This window comes from Pseudomonas sp. JS3066 (assembly GCF_036328175.1).
Classification (GTDB): Bacteria; Pseudomonadota; Gammaproteobacteria; order Pseudomonadales; family Pseudomonadaceae; genus Metapseudomonas.
On record NZ_CP143312.1, the window covers coordinates 922,137 to 946,685 of the forward strand.

23 protein-coding genes are annotated in these 24,549 nt (G+C 62.3%); 14 read left to right on the forward strand and 9 right to left on the reverse strand.

Features of this window, described 5'->3' with window-relative positions; all coding sequences use genetic code 11:
• Positions 1-35 precede the first annotated feature (35 nt).
• Positions 36-818 (forward strand): PhzF family phenazine biosynthesis protein, encoded by a 783-nt coding sequence (locus SA496_RS04485; RefSeq protein ID WP_120652558.1) that lies wholly within the window; start codon positions 36-38, stop codon positions 816-818.
• A 59-nt stretch (positions 819-877) separates the two neighbouring features.
• Here SA496_RS04485 and SA496_RS04490 read toward each other — a convergent pair whose 3' ends face one another.
• Positions 878-1,987 (reverse strand): ABC transporter ATP-binding protein, encoded by a 1,110-nt coding sequence (locus SA496_RS04490; protein ID WP_120652557.1) that lies wholly within the window; start codon positions 1,985-1,987, stop codon positions 878-880.
• Positions 1,984-2,901 (reverse strand): ornithine carbamoyltransferase, encoded by a 918-nt coding sequence (argF, locus tag SA496_RS04495; RefSeq protein WP_120652556.1) that lies wholly within the window; start codon positions 2,899-2,901, stop codon positions 1,984-1,986. Before argF ends, SA496_RS04490 begins: the two co-directional genes overlap by 4 nt.
• A gap of 360 nt (positions 2,902-3,261) precedes the next feature.
• On the opposite strand from argF, the gene SA496_RS04500 reads away from it, so the two are divergent.
• The 4 genes from SA496_RS04500 to grxD all read left to right on the forward strand — a co-directional run bounded on the left by SA496_RS04500 (position 3,262) and on the right by grxD (position 8,081).
• On the forward strand, positions 3,262-4,785 hold the full coding sequence (locus SA496_RS04500; protein ID WP_120652555.1) for a sensor domain-containing diguanylate cyclase: 1,524 nt from the start codon (positions 3,262-3,264) through the stop codon (positions 4,783-4,785).
• Positions 4,786-4,980: 195 nt separating this feature from the next.
• Entirely contained in the window at positions 4,981-5,418 is a 438-nt protein-coding gene (locus SA496_RS04505; RefSeq protein WP_120652554.1) for a hypothetical protein, read from the forward strand.
• A 134-nt stretch (positions 5,419-5,552) separates the two neighbouring features.
• Positions 5,553-7,661 carry a molybdopterin oxidoreductase family protein gene (locus tag SA496_RS04510; protein ID WP_120652553.1) on the forward strand — a complete coding sequence of 703 codons (2,109 nt, stop codon included), beginning with the start codon at positions 5,553-5,555 and terminating at the stop codon, positions 7,659-7,661.
• A 93-nt stretch (positions 7,662-7,754) separates the two neighbouring features.
• Positions 7,755-8,081 (forward strand): Grx4 family monothiol glutaredoxin, encoded by a 327-nt coding sequence (gene grxD, locus SA496_RS04515; protein ID WP_120652552.1) that lies wholly within the window; start codon positions 7,755-7,757, stop codon positions 8,079-8,081.
• Positions 8,082-8,315: 234 nt separating this feature from the next.
• On the opposite strand, the gene bfr is transcribed toward grxD, so the two are convergent.
• Together bfr and SA496_RS04525 are read right to left on the reverse strand one after the other, a co-directional pair.
• Positions 8,316-8,786 (reverse strand): bacterioferritin, encoded by a 471-nt coding sequence (gene bfr, locus SA496_RS04520; protein WP_120652551.1) that lies wholly within the window; start codon positions 8,784-8,786, stop codon positions 8,316-8,318.
• Between the two features lie 203 nt (positions 8,787-8,989).
• Positions 8,990-9,208 (reverse strand): bacterioferritin-associated ferredoxin, encoded by a 219-nt coding sequence (locus SA496_RS04525; RefSeq protein ID WP_330115080.1) that lies wholly within the window; start codon positions 9,206-9,208, stop codon positions 8,990-8,992.
• Positions 9,209-9,489: 281 nt separating this feature from the next.
• Here SA496_RS04525 and SA496_RS04530 point away from each other — a divergent pair, with 281 nt between their 5' ends.
• Positions 9,490-10,092 (forward strand): peroxiredoxin, encoded by a 603-nt coding sequence (locus SA496_RS04530; RefSeq protein ID WP_120652550.1) that lies wholly within the window; start codon positions 9,490-9,492, stop codon positions 10,090-10,092.
• A 68-nt stretch (positions 10,093-10,160) separates the two neighbouring features.
• Here the strand turns inward: SA496_RS04530 and rnt are convergent, their stop codons facing one another.
• A complete protein-coding gene (rnt, locus tag SA496_RS04535) occupies positions 10,161-10,835 on the reverse strand; it encodes a ribonuclease T (protein ID WP_120652549.1) in 675 nt (224 codons plus the stop codon).
• Positions 10,832-11,878 carry a dihydroorotase gene (pyrC, locus tag SA496_RS04540; protein ID WP_153921240.1) on the reverse strand — a complete coding sequence of 349 codons (1,047 nt, stop codon included), beginning with the start codon at positions 11,876-11,878 and terminating at the stop codon, positions 10,832-10,834. Before pyrC ends, rnt begins: the two co-directional genes overlap by 4 nt.
• A gap of 167 nt (positions 11,879-12,045) precedes the next feature.
• Here pyrC and SA496_RS04545 point away from each other — a divergent pair, with 167 nt between their 5' ends.
• From SA496_RS04545 to modC, 6 genes are all read left to right on the forward strand, one after another.
• Positions 12,046-13,074 carry a flagellar protein MotY gene (locus tag SA496_RS04545; protein WP_330115081.1) on the forward strand — a complete coding sequence of 343 codons (1,029 nt, stop codon included), beginning with the start codon at positions 12,046-12,048 and terminating at the stop codon, positions 13,072-13,074.
• Between the two features lie 129 nt (positions 13,075-13,203).
• Positions 13,204-14,421, forward strand: coding sequence for an argininosuccinate synthase (locus SA496_RS04550; protein ID WP_120652547.1), 1,218 nt, complete (start codon positions 13,204-13,206; stop codon positions 14,419-14,421).
• A 92-nt stretch (positions 14,422-14,513) separates the two neighbouring features.
• On the forward strand, positions 14,514-14,906 hold the full coding sequence (gene gloA / locus SA496_RS04555) for a lactoylglutathione lyase (RefSeq protein ID WP_120652546.1): 393 nt from the start codon (positions 14,514-14,516) through the stop codon (positions 14,904-14,906).
• Positions 14,907-14,963: 57 nt separating this feature from the next.
• Positions 14,964-16,004: a GGDEF domain-containing protein gene (locus SA496_RS04560; RefSeq protein ID WP_153921238.1), complete on the forward strand. Its 1,041-nt coding sequence runs from the start codon at positions 14,964-14,966 to the stop codon at positions 16,002-16,004.
• Between the two features lie 74 nt (positions 16,005-16,078).
• Positions 16,079-16,765 (forward strand): molybdate ABC transporter permease subunit, encoded by a 687-nt coding sequence (gene modB, locus SA496_RS04565; protein ID WP_120652544.1) that lies wholly within the window; start codon positions 16,079-16,081, stop codon positions 16,763-16,765.
• 3 nt (positions 16,766-16,768) lie between these two features.
• Positions 16,769-17,854 carry a molybdenum ABC transporter ATP-binding protein gene (gene modC, locus SA496_RS04570; RefSeq protein ID WP_120652543.1) on the forward strand — a complete coding sequence of 362 codons (1,086 nt, stop codon included), beginning with the start codon at positions 16,769-16,771 and terminating at the stop codon, positions 17,852-17,854.
• A gap of 41 nt (positions 17,855-17,895) precedes the next feature.
• Here the strand turns inward: modC and SA496_RS04575 are convergent, their stop codons facing one another.
• Together SA496_RS04575 and SA496_RS04580 are read right to left on the reverse strand one after the other, a co-directional pair.
• The gene (locus tag SA496_RS04575) at positions 17,896-19,404 is read right to left on the reverse strand and encodes an APC family permease (protein WP_120652542.1); all 1,509 of its coding nucleotides are present in this window, start codon (positions 19,402-19,404) and stop codon (positions 17,896-17,898) included.
• A 133-nt stretch (positions 19,405-19,537) separates the two neighbouring features.
• The gene (locus SA496_RS04580; RefSeq protein WP_330115082.1) at positions 19,538-21,031 is read right to left on the reverse strand and encodes an aldehyde dehydrogenase; all 1,494 of its coding nucleotides are present in this window, start codon (positions 21,029-21,031) and stop codon (positions 19,538-19,540) included.
• Positions 21,032-21,387: 356 nt separating this feature from the next.
• Here SA496_RS04580 and SA496_RS04585 point away from each other — a divergent pair, with 356 nt between their 5' ends.
• Together SA496_RS04585 and SA496_RS04590 are read left to right on the forward strand one after the other, a co-directional pair.
• Entirely contained in the window at positions 21,388-22,134 is a 747-nt protein-coding gene (locus SA496_RS04585; protein ID WP_256661000.1) for a FadR/GntR family transcriptional regulator, read from the forward strand.
• A 110-nt stretch (positions 22,135-22,244) separates the two neighbouring features.
• Positions 22,245-23,003 carry a cache domain-containing protein gene (locus SA496_RS04590; RefSeq protein ID WP_330115083.1) on the forward strand — a complete coding sequence of 253 codons (759 nt, stop codon included), beginning with the start codon at positions 22,245-22,247 and terminating at the stop codon, positions 23,001-23,003.
• Between the two features lie 34 nt (positions 23,004-23,037).
• On the opposite strand, the gene SA496_RS04595 is transcribed toward SA496_RS04590, so the two are convergent.
• Positions 23,038-24,531 carry a sensor domain-containing diguanylate cyclase gene (locus tag SA496_RS04595; RefSeq protein ID WP_330115084.1) on the reverse strand — a complete coding sequence of 498 codons (1,494 nt, stop codon included), beginning with the start codon at positions 24,529-24,531 and terminating at the stop codon, positions 23,038-23,040.
• Between the last annotated feature and the right edge of the window lie 18 nt (positions 24,532-24,549).

A 24,549-nucleotide genomic window follows, 5' to 3' on the forward strand; every position in this document is an offset into this window, starting at 1 on the left:
TTGTGTTGCCCCCACCCCACATCAAGGAGCGAGTCATGCAGCTGGACTTTCATCAGGTCGATGCCTTCACCCAACGGCCTTTCGGCGGCAACCCGGCGGTGGTCTATCGCCTCGACGCCTGGCTCGATGACCAGCTCATGCAACGCATCGCCTCCGAGCACAATCTGTCGGAAACCGCATTTCTGGTGAAGGAGGGTAGTGCTTGGCACATCCGCTGGTTCACACCCAAGGCCGAGGTGCCACTCTGCGGCCACGCTACCCTGGCCAGCGCCCATGTGCTGTTCGATCTCTACCAGGAGCCGGGCGACCGCCTGGAATTCACCAGCAAGTCCGGCGAATTGCGTGTCACGCGCGAAGAGGAGGGACGTCTGGCCCTGGACTTCCCTGCGCAGGTGCCACAAGAGGTGGGCGTCACCCTTGACCTGGAACACGCCCTCGGCATTGCCCCGGTGGATGCGCTGGGCGCCAACTTCCTGATGGCAGTACTGGAGTCGGAGCAGGACGTGCGCGCGTGCGCACCGGACTTCAAGGCGCTGGCCAAGCTGCCTTGGTCAGGGGTGATCGTCACGGCGGCGGGGATTAAACATGACTTCGTTTCGCGCTTCTTCGCCCCGGTGATCGGGATCGAGGAAGACCCGGTGACCGGTGCTGCCCACTGCGCCCTGATTCCCTACTGGGCCAATCGCCTCAACAAGAGAGTGCTGCGGGCCCAGCAGTGCTCCGCACGAAGCGGCGAGCTCTGGTGCCGCCTGGACGGTGAGCGGGTGAGTATTGCCGGGCATTCGGTGCTGGTGGCCAGCGGGCGGCTTTGGGTGTAGGGCGACCTCTGTCAGAGGCAGCTGTGCTGTTCTTGCTGTTGAGATCGCCCCTACAGGTTTCAGAGCGCGCCGCTGATGCGACGCACGCCGGATTCCTGGGGGGTGAAGTGGGCGGCGACGCTGCCCTGGGCGGGGAAGACCACCAAGTGATCGGCGGCGATGCGGATGCCGACCTCCTGGCCTGGCTGGTGATCGGCGTGGCTGGGAAAGATCGATTCCAGCTGGCTGCCGGTGGTCAGTTGCAGGCGATAGAGGGTGGCGGCGCCGAGGAACGTCTTGCCGATGACGATGGCGCGTAGCTCGCTCTCCGGTGCATGGACTATGTCATCAGGGCGTAGCAGCACGTCGACTGCGGAGCCTTGCGGCAAGGTGTAGGCGCGATTGCCACGGATTATGCCGAGTTCGGTGGTCACGGCATCGGCTGAAATAAGCTGGCCGCGAATGAAGTAGCCCTGGCCGACGAAGCTGGCGACGAAGGGAGTCAGGGGCTCGTGGTAGAGGTTGTAGGGGGTGTCCCACTGCTCCAGCAGGCCATTCCTGAATACACCAACCTGATCGCTGACGGCGAAGGCTTCTTCCTGGTCGTGGGTCACCAGAATGGCACTTGTGCCGCGTACCTTGAGGATCTCGCGGACTTCCTGGCTGAGGCGCCGACGCAGCTCGCCATCGAGATTGGAAAAGGGTTCGTCGAGCAACAGCAGGCGCGGTTCCGGCGCCAGGGCGCGGGCCAGCGAAACGCGCTGTTGCTGGCCGCCGGACAGTTCGTGGGGATAGCGTTTGGCCAGATGGTTCAGCTTCACCAGTTCCAGGAGTTCACCGACCTTGCGTTCGCAGTCGGGCTCCTTGCGGATGCCGAAGGCGACGTTGTCGGCCACGGTCAGGTGAGGGAACAGGGCATAGTCCTGGAACACCATGCCGATTCGCCGCTTCTCCGGTGCCAGGGTGAAGCCGGCGCGCGAGATGACCTCGCCGGCCAGCTGGATTTCGCCTTCCAGTACCGGTTCGAAACCGGCGATGGCGCGCAGGGTCGTAGTCTTGCCGCAACCCGAAGGGCCGAGCAGGCAGCCGATGTCACCGGCATTGAGATGGAGGTTCAGGCCTCGCACAACCTGCTGTTCGTGATAACCGCAGCTGAGGTTGTGGAGGCTGAGGAGCAGTTCGCGAGTCATGCGTGATGGGCGTGTTCGACCAGCAGTTCCAGCAGGGCCTTCTGGGCGTGAAGGCGGTTTTCCGCCTGGTCCCAGGCTACCGAGCGCGGATCATCGAGCAGATCTACGCTAATCTCTTCGCCGCGGTGGGCCGGCAGGCAGTGCATGAATATCACGTCGTCCGCGGCCAGGTCGAGGAGCGCCTTGTTCACCTGGTAGGGGGAGAACAACGCCAGGCGTCTGGCGGTTTCTTCCTCCTGGCCCATGGAGGTCCAGACGTCGGTGCTGACCAGGTGCGCGCCGGCCACGGCTTCGCGCGGGTCACGCACGACCCTGACACGGTCTCCGGCCTGGGCGAGGAATTCCGCGTTGGGCTCGTAGCCTTCTGGGCAAGCGACGCGCAGCTGGAAGTCGAACTGGATCGCTGCCTCAATATAGGTGTTGCACATATTGTTGCCATCACCGATCCAGGCCACGGTCTTGCCCTGGATGCTGCCGCGATGTTCGAGGAAGGTCTGCATGTCTGCCAGCAATTGGCAGGGGTGCAGGTCGTCCGACAGGCCATTGATGACCGGAACCCGCGAGTGAGCGGCGAACTCGGTGAGGGTGCTGTGGGCGAAGGTCCGGATCATCACCGCGTCGAGCATGCGCGACATGACGATTGCGCTGTCGCTGATCGGCTCGCCTCGACCGAGCTGGGTATCACGCGGGGACAGGAAGATCGCCTGGCCGCCGAGCTGGATCATGCCCGCTTCGAAGGAGAGACGGGTACGGGTGGAGGCCTTCTCGAAGATCATGCCCAGTACGCGGCTTTTCAGGGGCTCGTAACGCACGCCTCGGTTGCGCAGATCCTTCAGCTCGGTGCCTCGACGGATCAGGCTGTTCAGCTCCTGGGGAGTGCAGTCCATCAGGGAGAGAAAATGCCTAGCGCTCATGGTTACTACCTTTCTTCTTTTGTCACTGGCCGCGTGTCCTGGCCGGGTATTGCGGGAACAAAGCAGGCGGGACGCGCGGTCGAAGCCGCACGTGGCGACGATTCTAGGGAAAGGCGCGATCTTATAAGGAAATGTCGCGGTTTTCCAATACGTGCCAGAAACCTCGTCGTTCGTGGCTATACGCCTGGCGCCCGGGGCTTTACGGCGCAATCCGGTGGACCGCTCTGGCGTGCTGTTTGCGTGAGGTCGGGCGTTGTACAACGGCCCTGGGACCGGCGGCAAATGTCCATCATTCCAGATTGTTTCGGCACAGTCGCTTGTCTAAGGTGAGCGCAGGCACGGGCAGTGAGGAGTGTGCGGATGGCTGGAACCGGTCCGGAACCCGTTCAGGGCTACCAGGGAACGCGACGTTCACTGTGGTTGGCGTACGCGCTGCTGCTGTTGGCGGGTCTGGGAGCCATCCTGATGAACCTGGCCCAGGTGCTGGATTCCAAGCAGGTCTACCTGAGGGAAGCGGACAAGGCCAACGCCAACCTGGCCTATTCCATTGCCCAGCATGGCCAGGAATCCATCAAGGAGGCCGATATCATCCTCGGTGGCCTGGTGAATCTGCTGGAGCGGGGGGAGAGCAGTCCCGAAACCATCAATCAGTTGCTGGTGACCTACAAGCAGCGAGCCTCGCAACTGGCCGGACTGTTCGTCTATGACGCCGAAGGGCGTTGGCTCTACTACACCAATCCGCCGCCAGCAAACGACGCGAACAACTCGGATCGCGCCTACTTCCAGCATCACCTCCATTCCGTGAGTCGCGATACCGAAGTGAGCAACCCGATTCGCAGCCGTTCCACCGGTGAGTGGATTCTACCGGTGTCGCGCCGCTTCAATGACAGGGACGGTCGTTTCGCCGGGGTAGTGCTGGCGACCATCCGCATCGATCACTTCCGCGAGTTCTACAAGCACTTCGACATGGGCGTGCAGGGTTCCCTCCTGGTTGCCATGAACGACGGCACGATCGTCTACCGCCGGCCTGAAACCTCCGGCGCTACGGGCGAGAGCATGGCCGGCAGCTACATGTTCCAGTCTGATCTCAAGCGTTCGCCAGTGGGGCTGGGGGCGAGCATTTCCGTGCTCGATGGGGTGGACCGCATCTACGCGTACCGCGCCCTGGATCACTTCCCGCTGGTGGTGGCGGTGTCCATGTCCCGCCAGGAAGTGCTGGCCGAGTGGGGGCGAAAGACTGCGGTGGTCGCCTGCCTGGTGGCGATGCTGGTGCTGGCGCTGATCCTTGTCGGCGGTGGATTGGCTACGCGGATGCGCAAGCGTATGGCTGCCGCCCAGAGCATTGCGCGGGAAAACCGCGAACTGTTCCGTCTAGCCAACCGTGACAGCCTGACCGGCATCTCCAATCGACGGCAGTTCGATCAGGCCTTGCAGGTCGAGTACCACCGCGCCGCTACGGTTGGCTCGCCACTGGCGCTGGTGATGATCGACGTTGATTTCTTCAAGGCCTACAACGACCGCTACGGCCACCAGGCAGGCGACGTCTGCCTCAAGGCGGTGGGCGACGTGCTACGTCGTTTCAAGGTGCGCGCCGGAGACACGGTGGCCCGTTATGGCGGCGAGGAGTTCGCCGTACTGCTGCCCCATACCGATGTCGCCGGCGCACGCTTGGTGGCGGAGCGGATTCGGCAGGCGGTCTACGAGCAGGGCCTGGTGCACTCCGGCAATCCCTTTGGCGTGGTAACGGTGAGCGTGGGCGCGCACAGTGAGGTGCCGGCGCAGGACGACCGCCCCGAACACCTGCTGGAGCAGGCCGATGCAGCACTCTATCGGGCCAAGAGTGGGGGGCGTAATCGGGTCTGCCTGGCTGAGCCTACGCCCTGAGATATGGGCCTACTCCATCTACCGCCACTCGGCGGGAAAGTATCTGAAGGTCTTTTCGGAACGCGTGAACTGATGCCGCGTGAAGCGGATTGATAGGTTTGCGCGTCCCCGGATTCGGGTGTTTTCCGGGGACGGCTACCGCGCATGGAAATCCAGCGGAGCCGTTCAGACTTTCTATGATCCATGGAGATCGCAATGAAGAAGTTCCTTGTACCCACTGCCCTGGCTGTCACCTTCGCTGCCATGACCGGCTGCAGCAGCTACAACGTCAGCCAACCGACTTCACCGCTGAACGGCAACGTGAAGACCGACCTCAAGGCCGATATCAAAGTGGGCGAGCAAATCACTGGGCAGTCCGAGGTGAACATCCTGTTCAGCTTCCTGCAGTTCGGTGGGGACGCGGAGTTCGCTGATGGCGTGGCCTATGGCGGCGACAGTGGTGGCGGCCTGCCTTTCGGTCCGGACCCCATCTCCGCCGTCAAGTCTGCTGCGGCCTACAAGGCTGTCAAGTCTTCGGGGGCAGACCTGATCGTCGCTCCGCGCTACGAGCTGAGCGTGAAGGATTACGTCGTATTCAAGAAGGTGACCGCCAAGGTGACCGGCAACAAGGGCACCATCCAGTCCATCCGCTGACGGGGCTGGTGAATCGGCAGGCATGATGCCTGCCGATTCACGGCGATGACGCTGCTGGCCGAGCGGCACTTCTGGTTCCATAGTCTCGTTCTTGCGACCTGACCGGTCGTCTCGAACAAGAATGAGGCCAGGCAATGACCAAGACCCTTCATCACCGTGCGTGCCATCTCTGCGAGGCCATCTGCGGCCTGACCATCGAGACCGAAGACCAGGAGGATGGCAGCCGGCGCATCCTTTCCATCAAGGGCGACGCCCAGGACAGCTTCAGTCGAGGCCATATCTGCCCCAAGGCGGTGGCTCTGCAGGACATCCAGAACGATCCTGACCGTATTCGCCAACCCATGCGCCGAGCCGGCAACGAATGGTTGCCCATCGAGTGGGATGAAGCCTTTGCGCTGGTGGCCGAGCGTCTGGCGGATATCCAGGGACGTCATGGCAACAATGCGGTGGCCGTCTATCAGGGCAACCCAAGCGTGCACAACTATGGGTTGATGACTCACAGCAACTACTTCCTCGGTTTGCTCAAGACCCGCGGACGCTTTTCGGCGACTTCGGTGGACCAGTTGCCCCATCACCTGATCAGCCAGCAAATGTACGGTCACGGCTTGCTGATTCCGATTCCGGACATCGATCAGACACAGTTCATGCTTATCCTGGGCGGCAACCCACTGGCTTCGAACGGCAGCATCATGACCGTGCCGGATGTGGAGAAGCGCCTGAAGGCGCTACAGGCGCGGGGAGGAAAACTGGTGGTAGTCGACCCCCGACGCAGCGAAACCGCGGCCATGGCCGATCAACACCTGTTCGTGCGTCCGGGGCAGGATGCGGCGCTTCTGTTCGGCTTGCTCAATACCCTGTTCGAAGAGCGCCTTGGTCGCGCCACCCATCTTGAGATCGAAGGTCTTGAACAGGTGCGGGAGGCCATCGACCGATTCACGCCAGAGGCCATGAGCCAGCGTTGCGGCGTTCCGGCAGAACACATTCGCCAACTGGCCCGGGACTTCGCTGCGGCCGAGAGTGCGGTTTGCTATGGCCGCATGGGCGTATCGACCCAGGCCTTCGGCAGCCTCTGCCAATGGCTGATCCAGCTGATCAACCTGGTTACCGGCAACCTGGATCGGGTGGGTGGTGTGCTCTGCACCGAACCGGCGGTAGACCTGGTAGCCGCCACGTCGGGCGGTCATTTCAATCGCTGGCAGAGCCGGGTATCCGGCTTGCCCGAGTACGGCGGAGAGCTGCCGGTAGCGGCACTGGCTGAAGAAATGCTCACTCCTGGCGAGGGGCAGGTGAGGGCGTTGGTGACGGTTGCCGGCAATCCGGTGTTGTCCACGCCCAACGGTCGTCAGCTGGAACAGGCGCTGGATGGCCTGGAGTTCATGCTCAGCATCGACCTCTATATCAACGAGACTACCCGCTATGCCGACCTGATCCTGCCGCCCACCTCGCCCCTGGAGCACGAGCACTACGACACCACCTTCAACCTTTTCGCCGTCCGCAACGTCACCCGCTTCAACGAGTCCGTACTGGCCAAGCCAGCGGGGGCGCTGCACGACTGGGAAATCTTCGTCGGGCTGGCCAAGGCCTTTGCCGCTCGCACCGGTATCGAACTGAAGCCCACCATGGCCCCCGAGCAGATGATCGATCTGGGGCTGCGTGCCGGTGCCTATGGTGACCGCTCCGAGCTCAAGCTTTCCGTGGCGCGGTTGCGGGAACATCCCCACGGCGTTGACCTCGGCCCGCTAAAGCCCAATCTGGCCGGTCGGCTGAAGACGACCAGCCGCAAGGTCGAGGCAGCTCCGTCGATTCTCCTGGCCGATCTCGAACGCTTCGCGGCACAACCCACTCCCCGGGAGGGCGAGCTGGTGCTGATTGGTCGCCGCCATGTGCGCAGCAACAACTCCTGGATGCACAACTACCACCGCTTGGTGAAAGGCAAGCCGCGTCATCAGTTGCTGATGCACCCGCGCGACCTGGAAGCACGTGGACTGGTAGATGGGCAACGGGTAAGGGTGCGTTCGCGGGTTGGGATGATCGAGGTAGAGGTAGGCGCCAGCGAGGACATGATGCCGGGCGTAGTCAGCCTTCCCCATGGTTGGGGGCATGCACGGCCCGGTGTGCGCATGGGCATCGCCAGCGAGCAGCCGGGCGCCAGTGCCAACGATCTGACCGATGAACGCCAACTGGATGCGGTTTCTGGCAACGCCGCACTCAATGGCGTTCCTGTGGAAGTGGTGGCCGCCTGAAGACAAGGGAAGCCCGAGCGCGCCGCTCGGCTTTCCGTTACAATGCCGCCATCCTGCCGACTTGCCAGTCGGAAAGTTCAGCCGAGGTGCCCAATGGATATCATCGAAACCATCAAAGAGCAGATCGCCAACAACACTGTCCTGCTGTACATGAAAGGCTCGCCGAACGCTCCGCAGTGCGGCTTCTCGGCCCGCGCCGCGCAAGTCCTGATGGCTTGTGGCGAGAAGTTCGCTTATGTCGACATTCTGCAGAATCCGGAAATCCGCGCGAATCTGCCGAAGTACGCGAACTGGCCGACCTTCCCCCAGCTGTGGGTAGGCGGTGAACTGGTTGGTGGCAGCGACATCATTACCGAGATGTTCGAAAAGGGTGAGCTGCAGACCCTGGTCAAGGATGCCGTGAGCAAGGCCAGCGCCTGATCCGCTCCGGATTCGAAAAAAGCCCCGCAAATGCGGGGTTTTTTTTGCTTATCGTTAGCTGTTCGGGAAGATACTGGCTTCTCAAATTGAGAAGGCATCTTGATGTTGAAAGTTACTCATTCATGTCGGTCCGTTTTTCGATAGTTAATAGTGTTCCGGATTCGAGGAGAATGATTTGGCGGTGCATCAAATTAAAAAGCCCCGCATTGGCGGGGCTTCTTTTTTGTCGGCGGATTACTCGTCCATCTGCGACTGCAAATAGTTCTCCAGGCCGACTTTGTCGATCAGGCCCAGTTGGGTTTCCAGCCAGTCGATATGTTCTTCCTCGGACTCGAGGATTTCTTCCAGCAGTTCGCGGCTGCCGTAGTCACCGACGCTTTCGCAGTAGGCAATAGCCGTCTTCAGGTCCGGAACGGCTGCCAGCTCCAGCTTGAGGTCGCTGGCCAGCATCTCCTTGGTGTTCTCGCCGATCATCAGCTTGCCAAGGTCTTGCAGGTTGGGGAGGCCCTCGAGGAAGAGAATGCGCTTGATCAGCTTGTCCGCATGCTTCATCTCGTCGATGGACTCGTGGTACTCGTGTTCACCCAGTTTCTTCAGACCCCAATCTTCGTACATGCGGGCGTGCAGGAAGTACTGGTTGATCGCAACAAGCTCGTTTCCGAGGATCTTGTTGAGATGCTGTATGACTTTCTTGTCGCCTTTCATGTGGAATCCTGCCGTAGGAAGAGTGGATGGTTAAGAAATTCTGATCCTCGCAATTTATTGTGTCAAATCTAAGTTGTTGAATTACAAATGAATTTGAATATTAATAAGAATGTTTTACTTCTACATTTGAACTCTAAAGTATTGAAAATCAGGCACAAAAAACCGGACGCTGCGGTCCGGTTTCCTGTGATTCCGCCGAATGGTCAGGCGATGGCGTATGCCGCGGGGAAGGCGAGGGCCGCCTGGCTGCTCTGCACCTCGGCCAAGGTCTCCTTGACCACCTGCTTGGCCAGGCAAGCACACTTGCCGCATTGGGTGCCCACTTCCAGCGTGTTGCGTACTTCGCGATAGCTGCAGCAGCCTTCATAGATGGCTTCGCGAATTTGACCGTCAGTGACACCTAGACAGAGACAGACGTACATAGCACTCAGAACTCAGGGGAGTGGTTGGATGAGGGGATACTAATAGTAATGAGAATGATTGTCAAAGATTTGCCTGGAACGCCCGGGCCAGAGGTGTTCCCGCGTAATTCGGCGGTCAGCGGCGGACGTTGACCCGCCAGTCGAAAGCGGTGGGCGGGGTTAGCCGTCGAGTGTATTATTGCCCGTCCTTTTGGAAGCGGGTGTCATGGCGTCGCCACATTGGTCGGCCAGGCTGTGACCCCGACCCCACTGACTACTCATGACAACTCAGGAGACATGGAATGAGCGTACTCGTAGGCAAGCAGGCTCCGGACTTCACCGTTGCCGCCGTTCTGGGCAATGGCGAAATCGTCGACAGCTTCACCCTGTCCGAGGCCATCAAGGGCAAATACGGTCTGGTGTTCTTCTACCCGCTGGACTTCACCTTCGTCTGCCCGTCCGAGCTGATCGCCCTGGACCACCGCATTCCCGAGTTCCAGGCCCGTGGCGTGGAAGTGATCGGCGTGTCGATCGACTCCCACTTCACCCACAACGCCTGGCGTAACACCCCGGTAGACAAGGGCGGCATCGGCCCGGTCAAGTACACCCTGGCTGCCGACATGAAGCACGAAATCGCCAAGGCCTACGACGTCGAATCCGAAGACGGCGTGGCTTACCGCGGCGCTTTCCTGATCGACAAGAACGGCGTTGTGCGTTCCCAGATCGTCAACGACCTGCCGCTGGGCCGTAACATGGACGAGCTGCTGCGTCTGGTCGACGCCCTGCAGTTCACCGAAGAGCACGGCGAAGTCTGCCCGGCCAACTGGAAGAAAGGCGACAAGGGCATGACCGCTTCTCCGGAAGGTGTTGCCCAGTACCTGGCCGAGAACGCTTCTTCCCTGTAAGCGTTTCCAGCTAAAGAAAAAGCCCGGCATATGCCGGGCTTTTTCATGTCTGGAGTTTCGATGGGGACTCAATCGTCGTCGTCGATCCAGCCGCCCATTTCCTTCCAGCGGTTGACGATGCCGCAGAACAGCTCGGCAGTCTTCTCGGTGTCGTAGCGCGCCGAGTGTGCCTCGCGGCCGTCGAAATCGATGCCGGCGGCCTGGCAAGCCTTGGCCAGTACGGTCTGACCGTAGGCGAGGCCAGCCAGGGTCGCGGTGTCGAAGCTGGAGAAGGGGTGGAATGGATTGCGCTTGAGAGCGGTCCGGTTCACTGCAGCATTCAGGAAACCGAGGTCGAAGCTGGAGTTGTGGCCGACCAGGATGGCGCGCTTGCAGCCATTGGCTTTGATCGACTTGCGCAGGCCACGGAAGATTTCCGTCAGCGCGTGCTCCTCGCTCACCGCCATGCGCAGTGGGTGATCCAGCTTGATCCCGGTGAACTCCAGCGCGGCCTGTTCGATATTGGCGCCTTCGAACGGCTCGATGCGGAAGAAGTGGGTATGGTCCGGGTAGAGGAAACCCTGCTCATCCATCGCGATGGTGGTCGCGGCGATCTCCAGCAAGGCATCGGTCGCGGCGTTGAAACCGCCGGTCTCCACATCTACCACCACCGGCAGGTAACCACGGAAGCGCGCTGCCATGGGGTGGCGCGGGCCGGAGGGCAGGCTGCCGTCCAGTTCGTCGTCGTAAAGGTCCTCGCTCACGCTTGTTCCTCCAGCAGGCGCCATTGCAGCTTCTCGCCAGCGCGCAGCGGTACCACCACCTGCTCGCCCAGCGGCAGGGTGGCGGGGGCGGTCCATTCTTCGCGGACCAGGGTGATGCGGTCGGTGTTGCGTGGCAGGCCGTAGAAGTCCGGACCGTGGAAGCTGGCGAAGGCCTCCAGCTTGTCCAGCGCATTGCGCTGCTCGAAGGCTTCAGCATAGAGCTCGATGGCGGCATACGCGGTGTAGCAGCCGGCGCAGCCGCACGCGGCTTCCTTGGCGTGCTTGGCGTGGGGCGCCGAGTCGGTGCCGAGGAAGAACTTGGCGCTGCCGCTGGTGGCAGCGTCCAGTAGTGCTTCCTGATGTACGTTGCGCTTGAGGATCGGCAGGCAATAGAAGTGCGGACGAATGCCGCCAACCAGCATGTGGTTGCGGTTGTACAGCAGGTGGTGGGCGGTGATGGTGGCGCCGACGTTGGCCGAAGCCGATTGCACGAACTGCACCGCGTCGCCGGTGGTGATGTGTTCGAACACCACCTTCAGGGTCGGGAAGCGCTCGACTACGCGGGTCAGGTGTTCGTCGATGAATACTTTCTCGCGGTCGAATACGTCGATTTCGCCACGGGTCACTTCACCGTGGACCAGCAGCAGCATGCCGACTTCGGCCATGGCTTCCAGGGCCGGGAAGATCTTGTCGACGCTGGTGACGCCGGAATCCGAGTTGGTGGTGGCGCCGGCCGGATAAAGCTTGGCCGCGTGCACGAAACCGGAAGCCTTGGCCGCACGAATGTCCTCCGGGCTGGTGCGATCGGTGAGGTACAGCACCATCAAGGGTTCGAAGTGGCTGCCCGCCGGACGGGCGGCAAGGATGCGCTGGCGATACGCGTCGGCTTCCTCGGCATTGCGAACCGGAGGTACCAGGTTGGGCATGATGATGGCGCGGCCGAAAGTACGGGCAGCATCCGCAACGGTGTGGGCCAGGACGGCACCATCGCGCAGATGGATGTGCCAGTCGTCGGGACGCAGGAGGGTCAAACGGTCGGACATGAGGGGCTTCCAGGCGGGCAGAACTGGGCGGACATGCTACCGGAAAAGCCCTGCAGGGGCACGCAGGGCCTAATCCTCGGGCGAGTGCGCAGGTAAATCCGCGCTCAAGTTTTGTCGAGCGCCACCGATATCCAGCAGGAACGCCGTAATTCCCCGTGGAGCCAGCCGTGCGCCAGCGTTATCTCGCCATCCTGAGTTTGCTCGCCAGCCTGCCGGCCATGGCCATCACATTCCAGACTCGCCTGGAGAAGGTGGAGTGGAAGGTCGAGGGTGACAAGTTCGAATGCCGCCTTTCGCAATCCATCACGGACTTCGGTGCGGGTGAGTTCGTGCGTCGTGCCGGCGAGCAGGCCACTTTCCGCCTGAAGGCTCACGAACGCTGGATGGGGGCGGGGTCAGCGACCTTGCTGGCGGCTGCAGCGCCCTGGCAGCCGGGCAGGGGCGATATCAACCTTGGTGTGGTCAGCGTCGGCGGCGGTGAGGTGCCCTTCAACAGTTCCCAGCAGCAGGCCGGGCGTCTGCTTGCCGGCCTGATGGAGGGCCGCAGCCCTCTGATACGCCATCGCACCCTGCAGGGCGGCGACGCCATGGAAGTGCGCCTGCTGCCGGTGAAATTCAACCAGGCCTACCAGGATTATCTCGCGTGCACCGCCAAGCTGCTGCCGGTGAACTTCGACCAGGTCAAGCATGTGCAGGTCGGCTTTCCGGGGGGCGGCATGGAGCTGGACGATATCGCGCGGGCGAAGCTGGAAATCATGCTCGACTTCATCAAGGCTGATCCAAGCGTCAATCACATCGAGATCGATGGCCATTCCGACAACAGCGGCAATCGTCTGACCAACCGCGACCTCTCGCGCCGCCGCGCCCTGGTGGTGTACGACTACTTCAAGGCCAACGGTTTCCCCGAGGCGCAAATGGTCATGCGCTTCCATGGTGAGCGCTATCCGCTGGCGCCGAACAACAGCTCGGCCAACCGGGCCAAGAATCGCCGGGCCACCGTGCAGTTGTCGCGCGTCGACCTGCCTGTGGAGGCGCCGGCCGCAGCGCCCGCTCCTGCTCCTGCTCCTGCTCCTGCTCCGGCGGAGGCGCCGGATCCCGTCAAGCCTGGCGTTCCCGACGCCGCTCCGACCGGCCCGGCTCCCGCTCCGGGCGTCCAGGGTGCTGCTCCCGCCCCCAAGGCCCCGAGCGGTTCCTGACCCTGCCGCTCGTCGCACAGTCGACAGATTCTGTCGCCTCGTCGTCATAAGCTGTCGCGCCACTGTAATTTGACCGCCAGGGTCAGTAGAATCACGGGTTTTTCGTACAACCCCCGTGGAGTTGATGGCATGGCGGACGTGAAGAAGGTTGTCCTGGCTTATTCCGGTGGCCTGGACACCTCGGTGATCCTCAAGTGGCTGCAAGATACCTATAACTGCGAAGTAGTGACCTTCACCGCTGACCTCGGCCAGGGCGAAGAGGTCGAGCCGGCCCGCGCCAAGGCCCAGGCGATGGGCGTCAAGGAAATCTACATCGATGACCTGCGCGAAGAATTCGTTCGCGACTTCGTATTCCCGATGTTCCGCGCCAACACCATCTATGAAGGCGAGTACCTGCTGGGCACCTCCATCGCCCGTCCGCTGATCGCCAAGCGCCTGATCGAAATCGCCAACGAGACCGGCGCCGACGCCATCTCCCACGGCGCCACCGGCAAGGGCAACGACCAGGTGCGTTTCGAACTGGGTGCCTATGCACTGAAGCCGGGCGTGAAAGTGATCGCTCCCTGGCGCGAGTGGGACCTGCTGTCCCGCGAGAAGCTGATGGACTATGCCGAGAAGCACGCCATCCCGATCGAGCGCCACGGCAAGAAGAAGTCCCCGTACTCCATGGACGCTAACCTGCTGCATATCTCCTATGAAGGCGGCGTGCTGGAAGACACCTGGACCGAGCACGAAGAAGACATGTGGAAGTGGACCACTTCCCCGGAAAAGGCGCCGGATACCCCGACCTACATCGAACTGACCTATCGCAATGGTGACATCGTCGCCATCGACGGCAAGGAACTGACTCCGGCCCAGGTGCTGACCGAGCTGAACCGCGTCGGCGGCATCAACGGCATCGGCCGCCTCGACATCGTCGAGAACCGTTATGTCGGCATGAAGTCCCGTGGCTGCTACGAGACCCCCGGCGGCACCATCATGCTTCGTGCCCACCGCGCTATCGAGTCCATTACCCTGGACCGCGAAGTCGCGCACCTGAAAGACGAGCTGATGCCGAAGTACGCCAGCCTGATCTACACCGGTTACTGGTGGAGCCCGGAGCGTCTGATGCTGCAGCAGATGATCGACGCCTCCCAGACCAACGTGAACGGTGTGGTACGCCTGAAGCTTTACAAGGGTAACGTCATCGTGGTCGGTCGCAAGTCCGACGACTCCCTGTTCGACGCCAACATCGCCACCTTCGAGGACGATGCCGGCGCCTACAATCAGGCCGACGCCGCTGGCTTCATCAAGCTCAACGCCCTGCGCATGCGCATCGCTGCAGGCAAGGGCCGCAAGCTGTTCTGATAAGCTTGTCAGCATGAGCCTACGAACCCCGGCCACGAGCCGGGGTTCGCATTTATAGCCCGGCAAAACGGGCAACCGATGAGGAAGCAACGATGAGACTGCTGCATACCATGCTGCGCGTCGGCGACCTGGACAAATCCATCGCCTTCTACACCGAAGTGCTAGGCATGACCCTGCTGCGTCGCAAGGACTATCCGGACGGCCAGTTCACCCTCGCGTTCGTCGGCTACGGCGACGAAGCCCACAACAGCGTGATCGAACTCACCTACAACTGGGGTGTGGATAAATACGAGCTGGGCACTGCCTATGGCCACATCGCGCTGGAAGTGGACGATGTCTACAAGGCCTGCGAGGACATCCGTGCCCGTGGTGGCAAGATCACCCGTGAGCCGGGGCCGATGAAGCACGGCACCAGTATCCTGGCCTTCGTGGAAGATCCCGACGGCTACAAGATCGAATTGCTGTCGCCCTCTCGCAAGGACTGAAGCTCTGTGCTGATATGAATCCGGGGCGTCTTCGCTCCGGACTGGAGGCGTGGGTCTATGGAAGGTTCCGCTGTCAGCTATGAACGCAATCTCGAATGCCTGGTACGGGCCATTCAGGAATTGTCCCTGGCCCGCGATCTCGACCGTATCGCAGAGATCGTGCGCAGCGCTGCGCGGGAACTGGTAGGGGCGGATGGTGCCACCTTCGTCCTGCGTGACGGTGATCGCTGCTTCTACAAGGATGAGGACGCCATCTCACCGCTGTGGAAGGGCCTGCGCTTTCCCATGGAAACTTGCATCAGCGGCTGGGCGATGATCAACCGCGAGCCCGCAGTGATCGAAGATATCTACCAGGACCCACGCATCCCCCACGACGCCTACCGCCCCACCTTCGTCAAAAGCCTGGTGATGGTGCCCATTCGCAGCATGGCCCCGGTGGGGGCGATCGGCACCTACTGGGCCACCCCGCGCATGGCGAGTGTGCGGGAGGTCGGTCTGTTGCAGGCCCTGGCGGACTCCACCTCGGTGGCCATGGAGAATGTCCAGCTCTACAACGAACTGGAGCAGCGCGTCATCGCCCGTACCCAGGACCTGGTCGCCGCCAACCGGCTGCTCTATGACGAAGCCTGCGAGCGCGAGCGGGTCGAACAGGACATCCAGCGCTTCTCCATGACCGATGAGCTCACCGGCCTGCACAACCGTCTCGGTTTCCTGCACCACGCCGCCGGAGAACTGGACGCCTCACGCCAGCGCGACACACCTTGCCTGTTGCTCCACCTGCTGGTTGGCAGCAACGACAGCGGGCCAGGTGAGAGCCTGCCGCTGACTGCCGCTCGCATGCTTCGGGCGCAGTTCCGGCGCGGTGACCTGTTGGCGCGCCTCGGGGGCGGGGAGTTCCTTGTGCTGACTTCCGGTTATGGCGATCCGAATGCCGTCCTGCAGCGCCTGCGTGCTGGCCTTGGTGCTTTCAATCGCGCGACTGAGCAGAGCCTGACCCTGCGAATCGGCCATGCCGAATCCTCGCGAGCGCAGGACCTTGAGCAACTCTTGTTCGACGCGGACAACGCCCTGCACCGCAGCGGACCGGGGTGGGGTTAAGCCTGATTCTGGCTGGCTACGCAGCTTCGCTATATAGTTCGCAACACAGCGAAAAGTGATCATTCGGCCAACCCATGAGCTTTCCCCTCGACCGTACCGATCTGGCCGCCATCTGGCTGACCCTGGAACTTGCCACCCTCACCACGCTGCTCCTGCTCGTGGTGGGCACTCCTATCGCCTGGTGGCTGGCGCGCACCCGTTCACGCCTGAAGGGGACAGTCGCAGCCGTGGTCGCCCTGCCGCTGGTGCTTCCGCCTACGGTCATCGGTTTCTATTTGCTCGTCAGCATGGGACCCCACGGGTTCATCGGCCAGTTCACCCAGAGCCTAGGCCTCGGCACCTTGCCCTTCACCTTTGCCGGCCTGGTGGTGGGTTCGGTGATCTATTCCATGCCCTTTGTCGTGCAGCCCCTGCAGAACGCCTTCACCACCATCGGCCAACGTCCGCTGGAAGTAGCCGCCACACTGCGAGCCAGTCCTTGGGACACCTTTTTCTCGGTGGTCCTGCCGCTGGCCAGGCCAGGTTTCGTCACCGCGTCCATCCTCGGCTTCGCCCATACCGTGGGTGAGTTCGGCGTAGTGCTGATGATTGGCGGCAACATTCCGGAGAAGACCCGCGTGGTCTCGGTGCAGATCTTCGATCACGTCGAAGCCATGGAGTACGCCCAGGCCCACTGGTTGGCCGGCGGCATGCTGTTGTTCTCCTTCCTCATCCTGCTGGCGCTGAATACCAGCCGACGCCTGAAACCCGGCTGGACCTGACTTATGCAACAGATTCGCGCGCGATTCCGCCTGCGCCATCCGGACTTTGTCCTGGAGACCGATCTCGAACTGCCTGGCCGTGGCGTCAGCGCCCTGTTCGGCCACTCCGGATCGGGCAAGACCAGCCTGCTGCGCTGCATCGCGGGCCTGGAGCGCGCCGCCGAGGGCTACCTGGAGATCAATGGGGAGGTCTGGCAGGACAGTGCCCGTGGCCATTTCCTGCCCACCCACAAGCGCCCCCTGGGGTATGTGTTCCAGGAAGCCAGCCTGTTCGAACATCTCTCGGTCCTGCGTAATCTGGAGTTCGGCCAGCGGCGCATACCCGCGCGGGAGCGCCGTGTCGCGTTGGAGCAGGCGGTGAAACTGCTGGGTATCAGCCATCTGCTCGAGCGCATGCCGGACGGTTTGTCCGGCGGCGAGCGCCAGCGTGTCGGCATTGCCCGTGCCCTGCTGACCAGTCCGCGCCTGCTGTTGATGGATGAGCCCCTGGCGGCGCTGGACCTCAAGCGCAAGGGCGAGATCCTGCCCTACCTGGAGCGCCTGCATGACGAGTTGGACATCCCGGTCCTCTACGTCAGCCATTCGCCGGATGAAGTGGCGCGCCTGGCCGACCACCTGGTGCTACTGGATAACGGCCAGGTGCTGGCCAGCGGGCCGCTGGAGCAGACCCTCGCCCGCCTGGATCTTCCCACCGCGCAGGAAGACGAGGCCGGTGTGGTGATCGAAGGGCGGGTGCAGGGTTTCGATGCCCAGTACCAGTTGCTGACCCTGGCGTTGCCCGGTAGCTCTCTCAGCGTGAGGGTGGCCCATTCGCCGGTTGCCGAAAGCCGCTCCCTGCGCTTCCGGGTGCTGGCGCGGGACGTCAGCCTGAGCCTGGAGAAACAGCGCGACAGCAGCATCCTCAACCTATTGCCGGCACGGATGGTGGAAGAGTCTCCGGCCGCCAATCCAGCCCACGTGCTGGTGCGTCTCGATGTGGATGGCACGCCCATGCTGGCGCGCATCACCCGCTTCTCCCGTGACCAGCTTGGCCTCTACCCTGGCCAGACCCTCTGGGCGCAGATCAAGTCGGTGGCACTGCTGGCTTGAAGGCGGGGAGGGCGGGGCCTGGCAGCCCCACCCTGTTTGACTCAACGTGCCGGCTCGCTCTCCAGCGCTGGCGTCGACAGTTTCCACGCGTCCCCAGCAGGGGCCTGGCCGCGGTCGTAAGGCTTGAGTACGAGCATGTAGAGCAGGCCGATTGCAATGATTACGGCCGCTGTGACGACGATTCCGTAATTGACGTACCACGGCGCGTCCGGAGTGCGCGGCCAGGACATGTTGACGATGGCCAGCACGCCGTAGATCAGGGCCGCAATGTTGACGACCCAACCCCAGTTGCCCAGGGTGAATTGCCCGCTCGGTTGCCAGCCGCGGACGCGAGCGAACAGCGCGCCGCCAACGATCATCTGGAATGACAGGTAGATGCCGATCGCGGCGAAGGCAACCACCGCGGCGATGGCATTCTGCAAGAAGAAACCCGCGCAGACGATGGCGGCCGGCAGCAGGCCGCAGACTACCAGTGCAGCGGCCGGTACATGGGTGTTGGGCGACAGACGCTTGAGCAGCGAACTGCCCATGACCATCTCGTCACGCGCATAGGAGTACAGCAGCCGGCTTGCTGCGGCCTGCAGGCTCAGTACGCAAGAGACGAAGGAAACGATGATCACCGCCATGACCAGTCGCGACCCGAGAGGGCCGAAAGCGTTGTTGAGGATGGTGGACATCGGGTCGCTGTCTTCGCCCGAAATCACCTTGGCCATGTCCGGCACCGCGAGGATCAGCGCTATCGCCGCAAACATGGCAGCGCCGCCGCCGATATAGACGGTCATGCGCATGGCCTTGGGAATGCGCTTGCTGGGGTTCGGTGTTTCCTCGGCAACGTCGCCGCAAGCCTCGAAGCCGTAGTAGAGGAACATGCCGGCCAACGACGCCGTGAGGAACGCGGGCCAGTAGCTGCCGTCGATGCTGATGTCGAACGTGTTGAACAGCACGCTGATAGGTTGGTGGCGCTCGAAGATCAGCAGGTAGCCACCGATTACCAGGGCGCCCAGCAATTCGCAGATGAAGCCGAACATCGCCACACGGGCCAGTAGTTTCGTGCCGCTCAGGTTCAACAGGGTCGCTATCAGGGTCAGGCCAAGGGCGATCAGCGTATTGGTGACGGCCGTGGGCTCGAAGCCAAGCAGGTTGGCGATGTAGGGGCCGGCACCGAGGGCGACTGCAGCGATGGTCACGCAGAGCGAGACGGAGTAAAGCCAGCCCACCATCCAGGCCCAGCGCTTGCCCACCAGGCGCCGTGCCCAGGGATAGACGCCACCGGAGATGGGGAATTGCGAAACCACTTCACAGAACACGAGGCACACCAGCAACTGACCGATGCCCACCAGCAGGTAGGACCAGAACATCGGTGGGCCTCCGGCCGCCAGACACAGGCCGAACAGGGTATAGACCCCCACCACCGGGGACAGGTAGGTGAAGCCCAGGGCAAAGTTCTCCCAAAGGCTCATGCTGCGTTCGAAGTTGGACGTGTAGCCCAGGGCGCGTAATTGCTCCGCGTCCCGGTCAGCCACTGCAGCCTTGCTGGGTGCATTGCTCATCGGTCGGTTCCTTTATTGGTTTTGTATCGGTATCGAACAAGAAGCGGTGGTAAGGCGGCCGCGCGCCGCCGGTGGTCTCTTCGTTGAGGGTGGCAACCGGACCTCTCCCCGTCCGGTTGCCACCTGCCATAGGTCAGAGCTTGATCCAGGTCGCTTTCAGCTCGGTGTACTTGTCGAAGGCGTGCAGCGACTTGTCGCGGCCGTTGCCGGACTGTTTGAAGCCGCCGAAGGGCGCGGTCATGTCGCCGCCGTCGTACTGGTTGATCCAGACGCTGCCAGCGCGCAGGGCCTTGCCGACCAGGTGGGCGCGGGACAGGTTGCTGGTCCACACCGCCGCGGCCAGGCCGTAGATGGTGTCGTTGGCGATGGCGACCGCTTCTTCTTCGCTGTCGAAGGCGATGACCGAGAGCACCGGGCCAAAGATTTCTTCCTTGGCGATGCGCATGGCGTTGTCCACGCCGTCGAAGATGGTCGGCTCGACGTAGGTGCCGCCGGTTTCTTCCAGCACACGTTTGCCGCCAGCCACCAGCTTGGCACCGTCGGCGTGGCCGGATTCGATGTAGCCAAGCACGATGTCCAGTTGCTGGCTGTCCACCAGGGCACCGACGTTGGTCGCCGGGTCCAATGGGTTGCCCGGCTTCCAGGCCTTGATCGCCTCGACCACCATGGGCACGAACTTGTCCTTGATGGAGCGCTCTACCAGCAGGCGCGAACCCGCGGTGCAGACTTCGCCCTGGTTGAAGGCGATGGCGCCGGCAGCGGCTTCGGCGGCGGCCTGCAGGTCAGGGGCGTCAGCGAAGACGATGTTCGGGCTCTTGCCGCCGGCTTCCAGCCAGACGCGCTTCATGTTGGATTCGCCAGAATTGATCAGCAGCTGCTTGGCGGTGCGGGTGGAGCCGGTAAAGACCAGGGTGTCGACATCCATGTGCAGGGCCAGAGCCTTGCCCACACTGTGGCCGAAGCCTGGCAGCACGTTCAGCACGCCAGCCGGGATGCCGGCATCACAGGCCAACTGGGCCAGGCGAATGGCGGTCAGCGGGGAGCGTTCGGACGGCTTCAGGACCACCGAGTTACCGGTAGCTAGCGCAGGGCCTAGCTTCCAGCAGGTCATCAGCAGGGGGAAGTTCCACGGCACGATGGCGGCAACAACCCCCACCGGCTCACGGGTCACCAGGCCCAGTTGGTCATGAGGCGTTGCGGCCACTTCGTCGTAGACCTTGTCGATGGCTTCGGCGCTCCAGCGAATGGCGTCTACCGCGCAAGGAAGGTCAACGTTCAGCGAGTCGCTGATCGGTTTACCCATGTCCAGGGTTTCCAGCAGGGCCAGTTCCTCGGCGTGGGCATCGATCAGCTCGGCGAAGCGGATCATCGCCTGCTTGCGCTCGACCGGTGCCAGGCGAGACCAGAGGCCGGAGTCGAAGGTTGCACGGGCTGAGGCAACTGCCCGCATCGCATCCGCCTCGCCGCTACTGGCGACCTTGCAGAGCAGGCGTCCATCGACCGGGCTGATGCAGTCGAAGGTATCGCCGCTGGCAGCTTCCACATACTCACCTTGGATGAAGGCGCGGCCTTCGATTCTCAGCCGGCTGGCGCGTTCTTCCCAGTCGGCTCGGGTCAGTTCGGTCATCGCGGGTGTGCTCCTCTGGAGAATCCCGGCACGGCTAGCGACAGTCAGGGCTGCCAGGGCGTGCGTGGGGCGGTTTTGGCGGGTAGGTTGCTAAAACATTTAAAACCATATCTTATGTTTTCGGTCCTGCCAATACAGCGACATCCTGGTGGGGTTTCTGTCGATTGTTTGCCGTATTTACCCGAGTCTTGACCGCTTTAGAGTCAGTCTTTCTTCAGGTTTTGATTGAAAGATATGAAAATAAATTTTTAATTGCGGCCTGTCCGGCGCTGGCCATAATGGCCCGCAGCATCACCCGCCATGGGTGTGACTCACGCACGTGTACCAAGCCAGGGAGGTATTCGGCTTAGCCGCCTATGAACGAGTTGAAGAACGTCCGACCTGCCAATTTCATGCGCCTGCGCCAGGAAGGGCGTACGGAGGAAGTGGCGCGTCGTTTGATCGAGCTGGTCGAACTCGGGTTGTTCAGTGAGGGCGAGCAACTGCCCAGCGAGAGTGACTTGGCCACCCAGTTCGGGGTCGCGACCGTCACGCTGCGCGACGCCCTGGCGAGCTTGCGCGAACGTGGCGTGATCGAGACTCGCCGGGGACGCAATGGTGGCAGCTTCGTCTGTGCACCGCCTGCTACCAAGGACGAGGCGTTGTTCGCTCAGCTCAAGGCCATGAGTGCGCTGGAGTTGCGCGACCTGTGCGATGAGCATGTGGCGATTTCCGGCGCAGCCGCAAGGCTGGCCGCGCAGCGCTCGTCGGCCCAGCACCATGCCCGCCTGGAGGTCTATATCGACGCGCTGCGCCAGGCATCGTCGCGTCAGGAGCAGCGTCGCGCCGACGCGCGCTTCCACCTTGAAGTGGCCGTTGCCGCGCAATCGGTGCGCCTGACCCATGCAGAAATGAACCTGCAGGCCGAACTGGGAGAGTTGTTGTGGCTATCTCCCGATGGCCCTCTCGCTGTCGAAGGCCTGGTGCTGGAACATCGAGCGATCGCCGACGCCATCGTCGCTACTGATGCGAACCTGGCCGGCGCGCTAGCGGAAGCGCATGTGACGCGGGGAATCAAACGCCTGATCAATCTGCGTTTGCAGCTGCTCAGCGCAGAGATCTGAATGGCACGGCACTTGCTCGGGATTTCGCCGGTAATGCGTTGCGACGTGGCGGCAAGCGCGACATGAACTCATCCGAAACTGAATAACAAGAGCCAGACGAGGCCCAGGCTATGTACCGAGATGTGCAGGTGGATCAGCTCAGCGAGTGTGCAGTTCACATCAATGCTTCGATCGGTAACCTGTTTGCACAGTTGAATCTGCTGGCCGAGGACGTAGTCGCGATCTGGAAGCAATTGCAGGCTGAGGGTCGCAAGCCCACTACCCGGGATCTCTGTGCCTTGCGTCCGGCGATCCAGGCCCGCTTGCAGCAGGAGCGCAACTGCATTCACGGCACCGGAGTGGTGCTGGAACCGGGCGAGCTGGCTGATCAGGAGATGCACCTGGAGTGGTGGTGCAGAGCTCCGGCGGGCAAGGTCACGCCCATGCTGCTCAACCTCAATCGACGCAGCGAGAGCTTCTACAACTATCAGGGCATGCCTTGGTTTTCCCGGCCTCGGGAGACAGGCCAGCCCTGGGTCGAGGGGCCGTTCGTCGATCTCTATGGCGCCGACCAGTACATCATGGCCTTCTCCGTACCTATCCACGTCGACGGTCGATTCGTGGGGGTGGCGGCTGCGGACATCGCCCTGCACGAGTTCGAGCGAGTACTGCTCGCCGGGCTGATGCGCACGGACAAGGAAGCGCTGATCGTAAACGCCGAAGGCCGAGTAGTGGCCTGCAACACTGCTAACTGGCTGGTGGGCGATATGGCCAGGCAAGTGTTTGCGCGTGACGACAACCGTTCACGGGTCCTGCCGTTAGCGGAGTCATCCGCGCAGTGGTCGTTGATCGAGAGGCCCATCAGCCGCTACATCGAGGGCGCCGCCTGAGGCGGCACCTCCCAGCACGCTCGCGAGCACTGACCTAGAGCACACTTTGGTTGCCTGATGGCTCTACACACACGCAATTGCGCCCCGACTGCTTGGCGCGATACAGGCCCCGGTCAGCGCGGCCGATCAGGCTGTCGAGGGCGTCTTCCGGGTGCATGTCGGCCAGGCCGATGCTGGTGGTCACGTGGAGGTTCACGCCCTTGAACGGGTAGCGCTGGGCGGCTACTTCGAGGCGAACCTTCTCCGCCAACTGGTGGGCCGTGGCGCTACCGGTGTCCTTGAGCAAAATGATGAATTCCTCGCCGCCCCAGCGACAGATGATGTCCGCTTGGCGAAGGCTGTCGCGCAGGTTCTGGGCGAAGCCCTGCAGCACCTGGTCGCCGGCCTGGTGGCCGTAGGTATCGTTGAGCATCTTGAAGTGGTCGAGGTCCAGCAGCAGGGCTGCCAGGGGTTTGCGCTCGCGCCGGGCCTCCTGCAGCGCCTGGCCGGCGAGTAGCTCGAAGCCGCGCCGGTTGGGAAGCCCGGTCAGGCTGTCGGTGGTGGCCAGGGCGGCGATGCTGCGCTGGTAGCGGCGCATCAGGCGGATTACCAGCACCAGGATGATGCTGGTCACGATCAGGCAGATCAGCAGGTTGAGGTAGAGGGTGTTGCGCAGGCCGGTGAGCAGGCCGTCTTCGTGCTTGTCGACGAACAGGTACCAATCCAGTTCGGGAATGTAACGCACGTTCAGGTAATGGTCGCGACCACGTTCGTGATACGCGAACTTGCCGGTCTGCGGGCGCCCCAGCCGGGCCTGCAGTTCCTCAAGCCCCGGTACGTCGGCCAGCGACTGACCGACCCGCGCGCCCAGAGGACCACCATCGGCACCGGTCAGGACGATGCGTCCGGTGGTATCGACGAAATAGACACTGCGGTCGTAGCGGCGCTGGTATTCGTCTATCAGCTTGATCACCGCGTCCACCGTCAGGCCGACGCCGGTGGCGCCAAGGAACTTGCCGTCGTAATCGAACACCTTGTAGTTGATGAAGATGGTCAGCCGGTCCTGGTTGGCCATGTCCACGTCGACATTGATCTCGTACGGCTCCTTCATGTCCCGCACACGGAAGTACCAGATGTCACGCGGCTCCTTAGGGTTCACCTGCTTGAGCACGCCCTTGGTCTGGTAGTAGGTGAGGGTTCGGTCGGAAATGAAGAAGGAGGTGAAGGCACCATAGTGCTCCTGCACTTCACGCAGGTAGCGGGTCATGGGCTCGACATTCTTCTCGCCTTGCATCACCCAGTCACGCACGAAGGTATCGCGGCTCATCATCGAGGAAATCAGGATAGGCCGGACCAGGTCCTTCTGGATTTCCGAATAGACGTTGTCCGAGGTGAGCGGCAACTCGGTGTTGACGATGCTGCTGCGAATGGACTTGAGCGATGCCTGGTAGCTGACCAGCGAGGTGGCCAGGAATCCGCCGCCGAGCAGCAGTACCAGGGCGAGAACCAACAGGCGGTGGCGTTGCTTCGTGACTTCGGGAAACGGCATCGGACTACTTGACCTCAG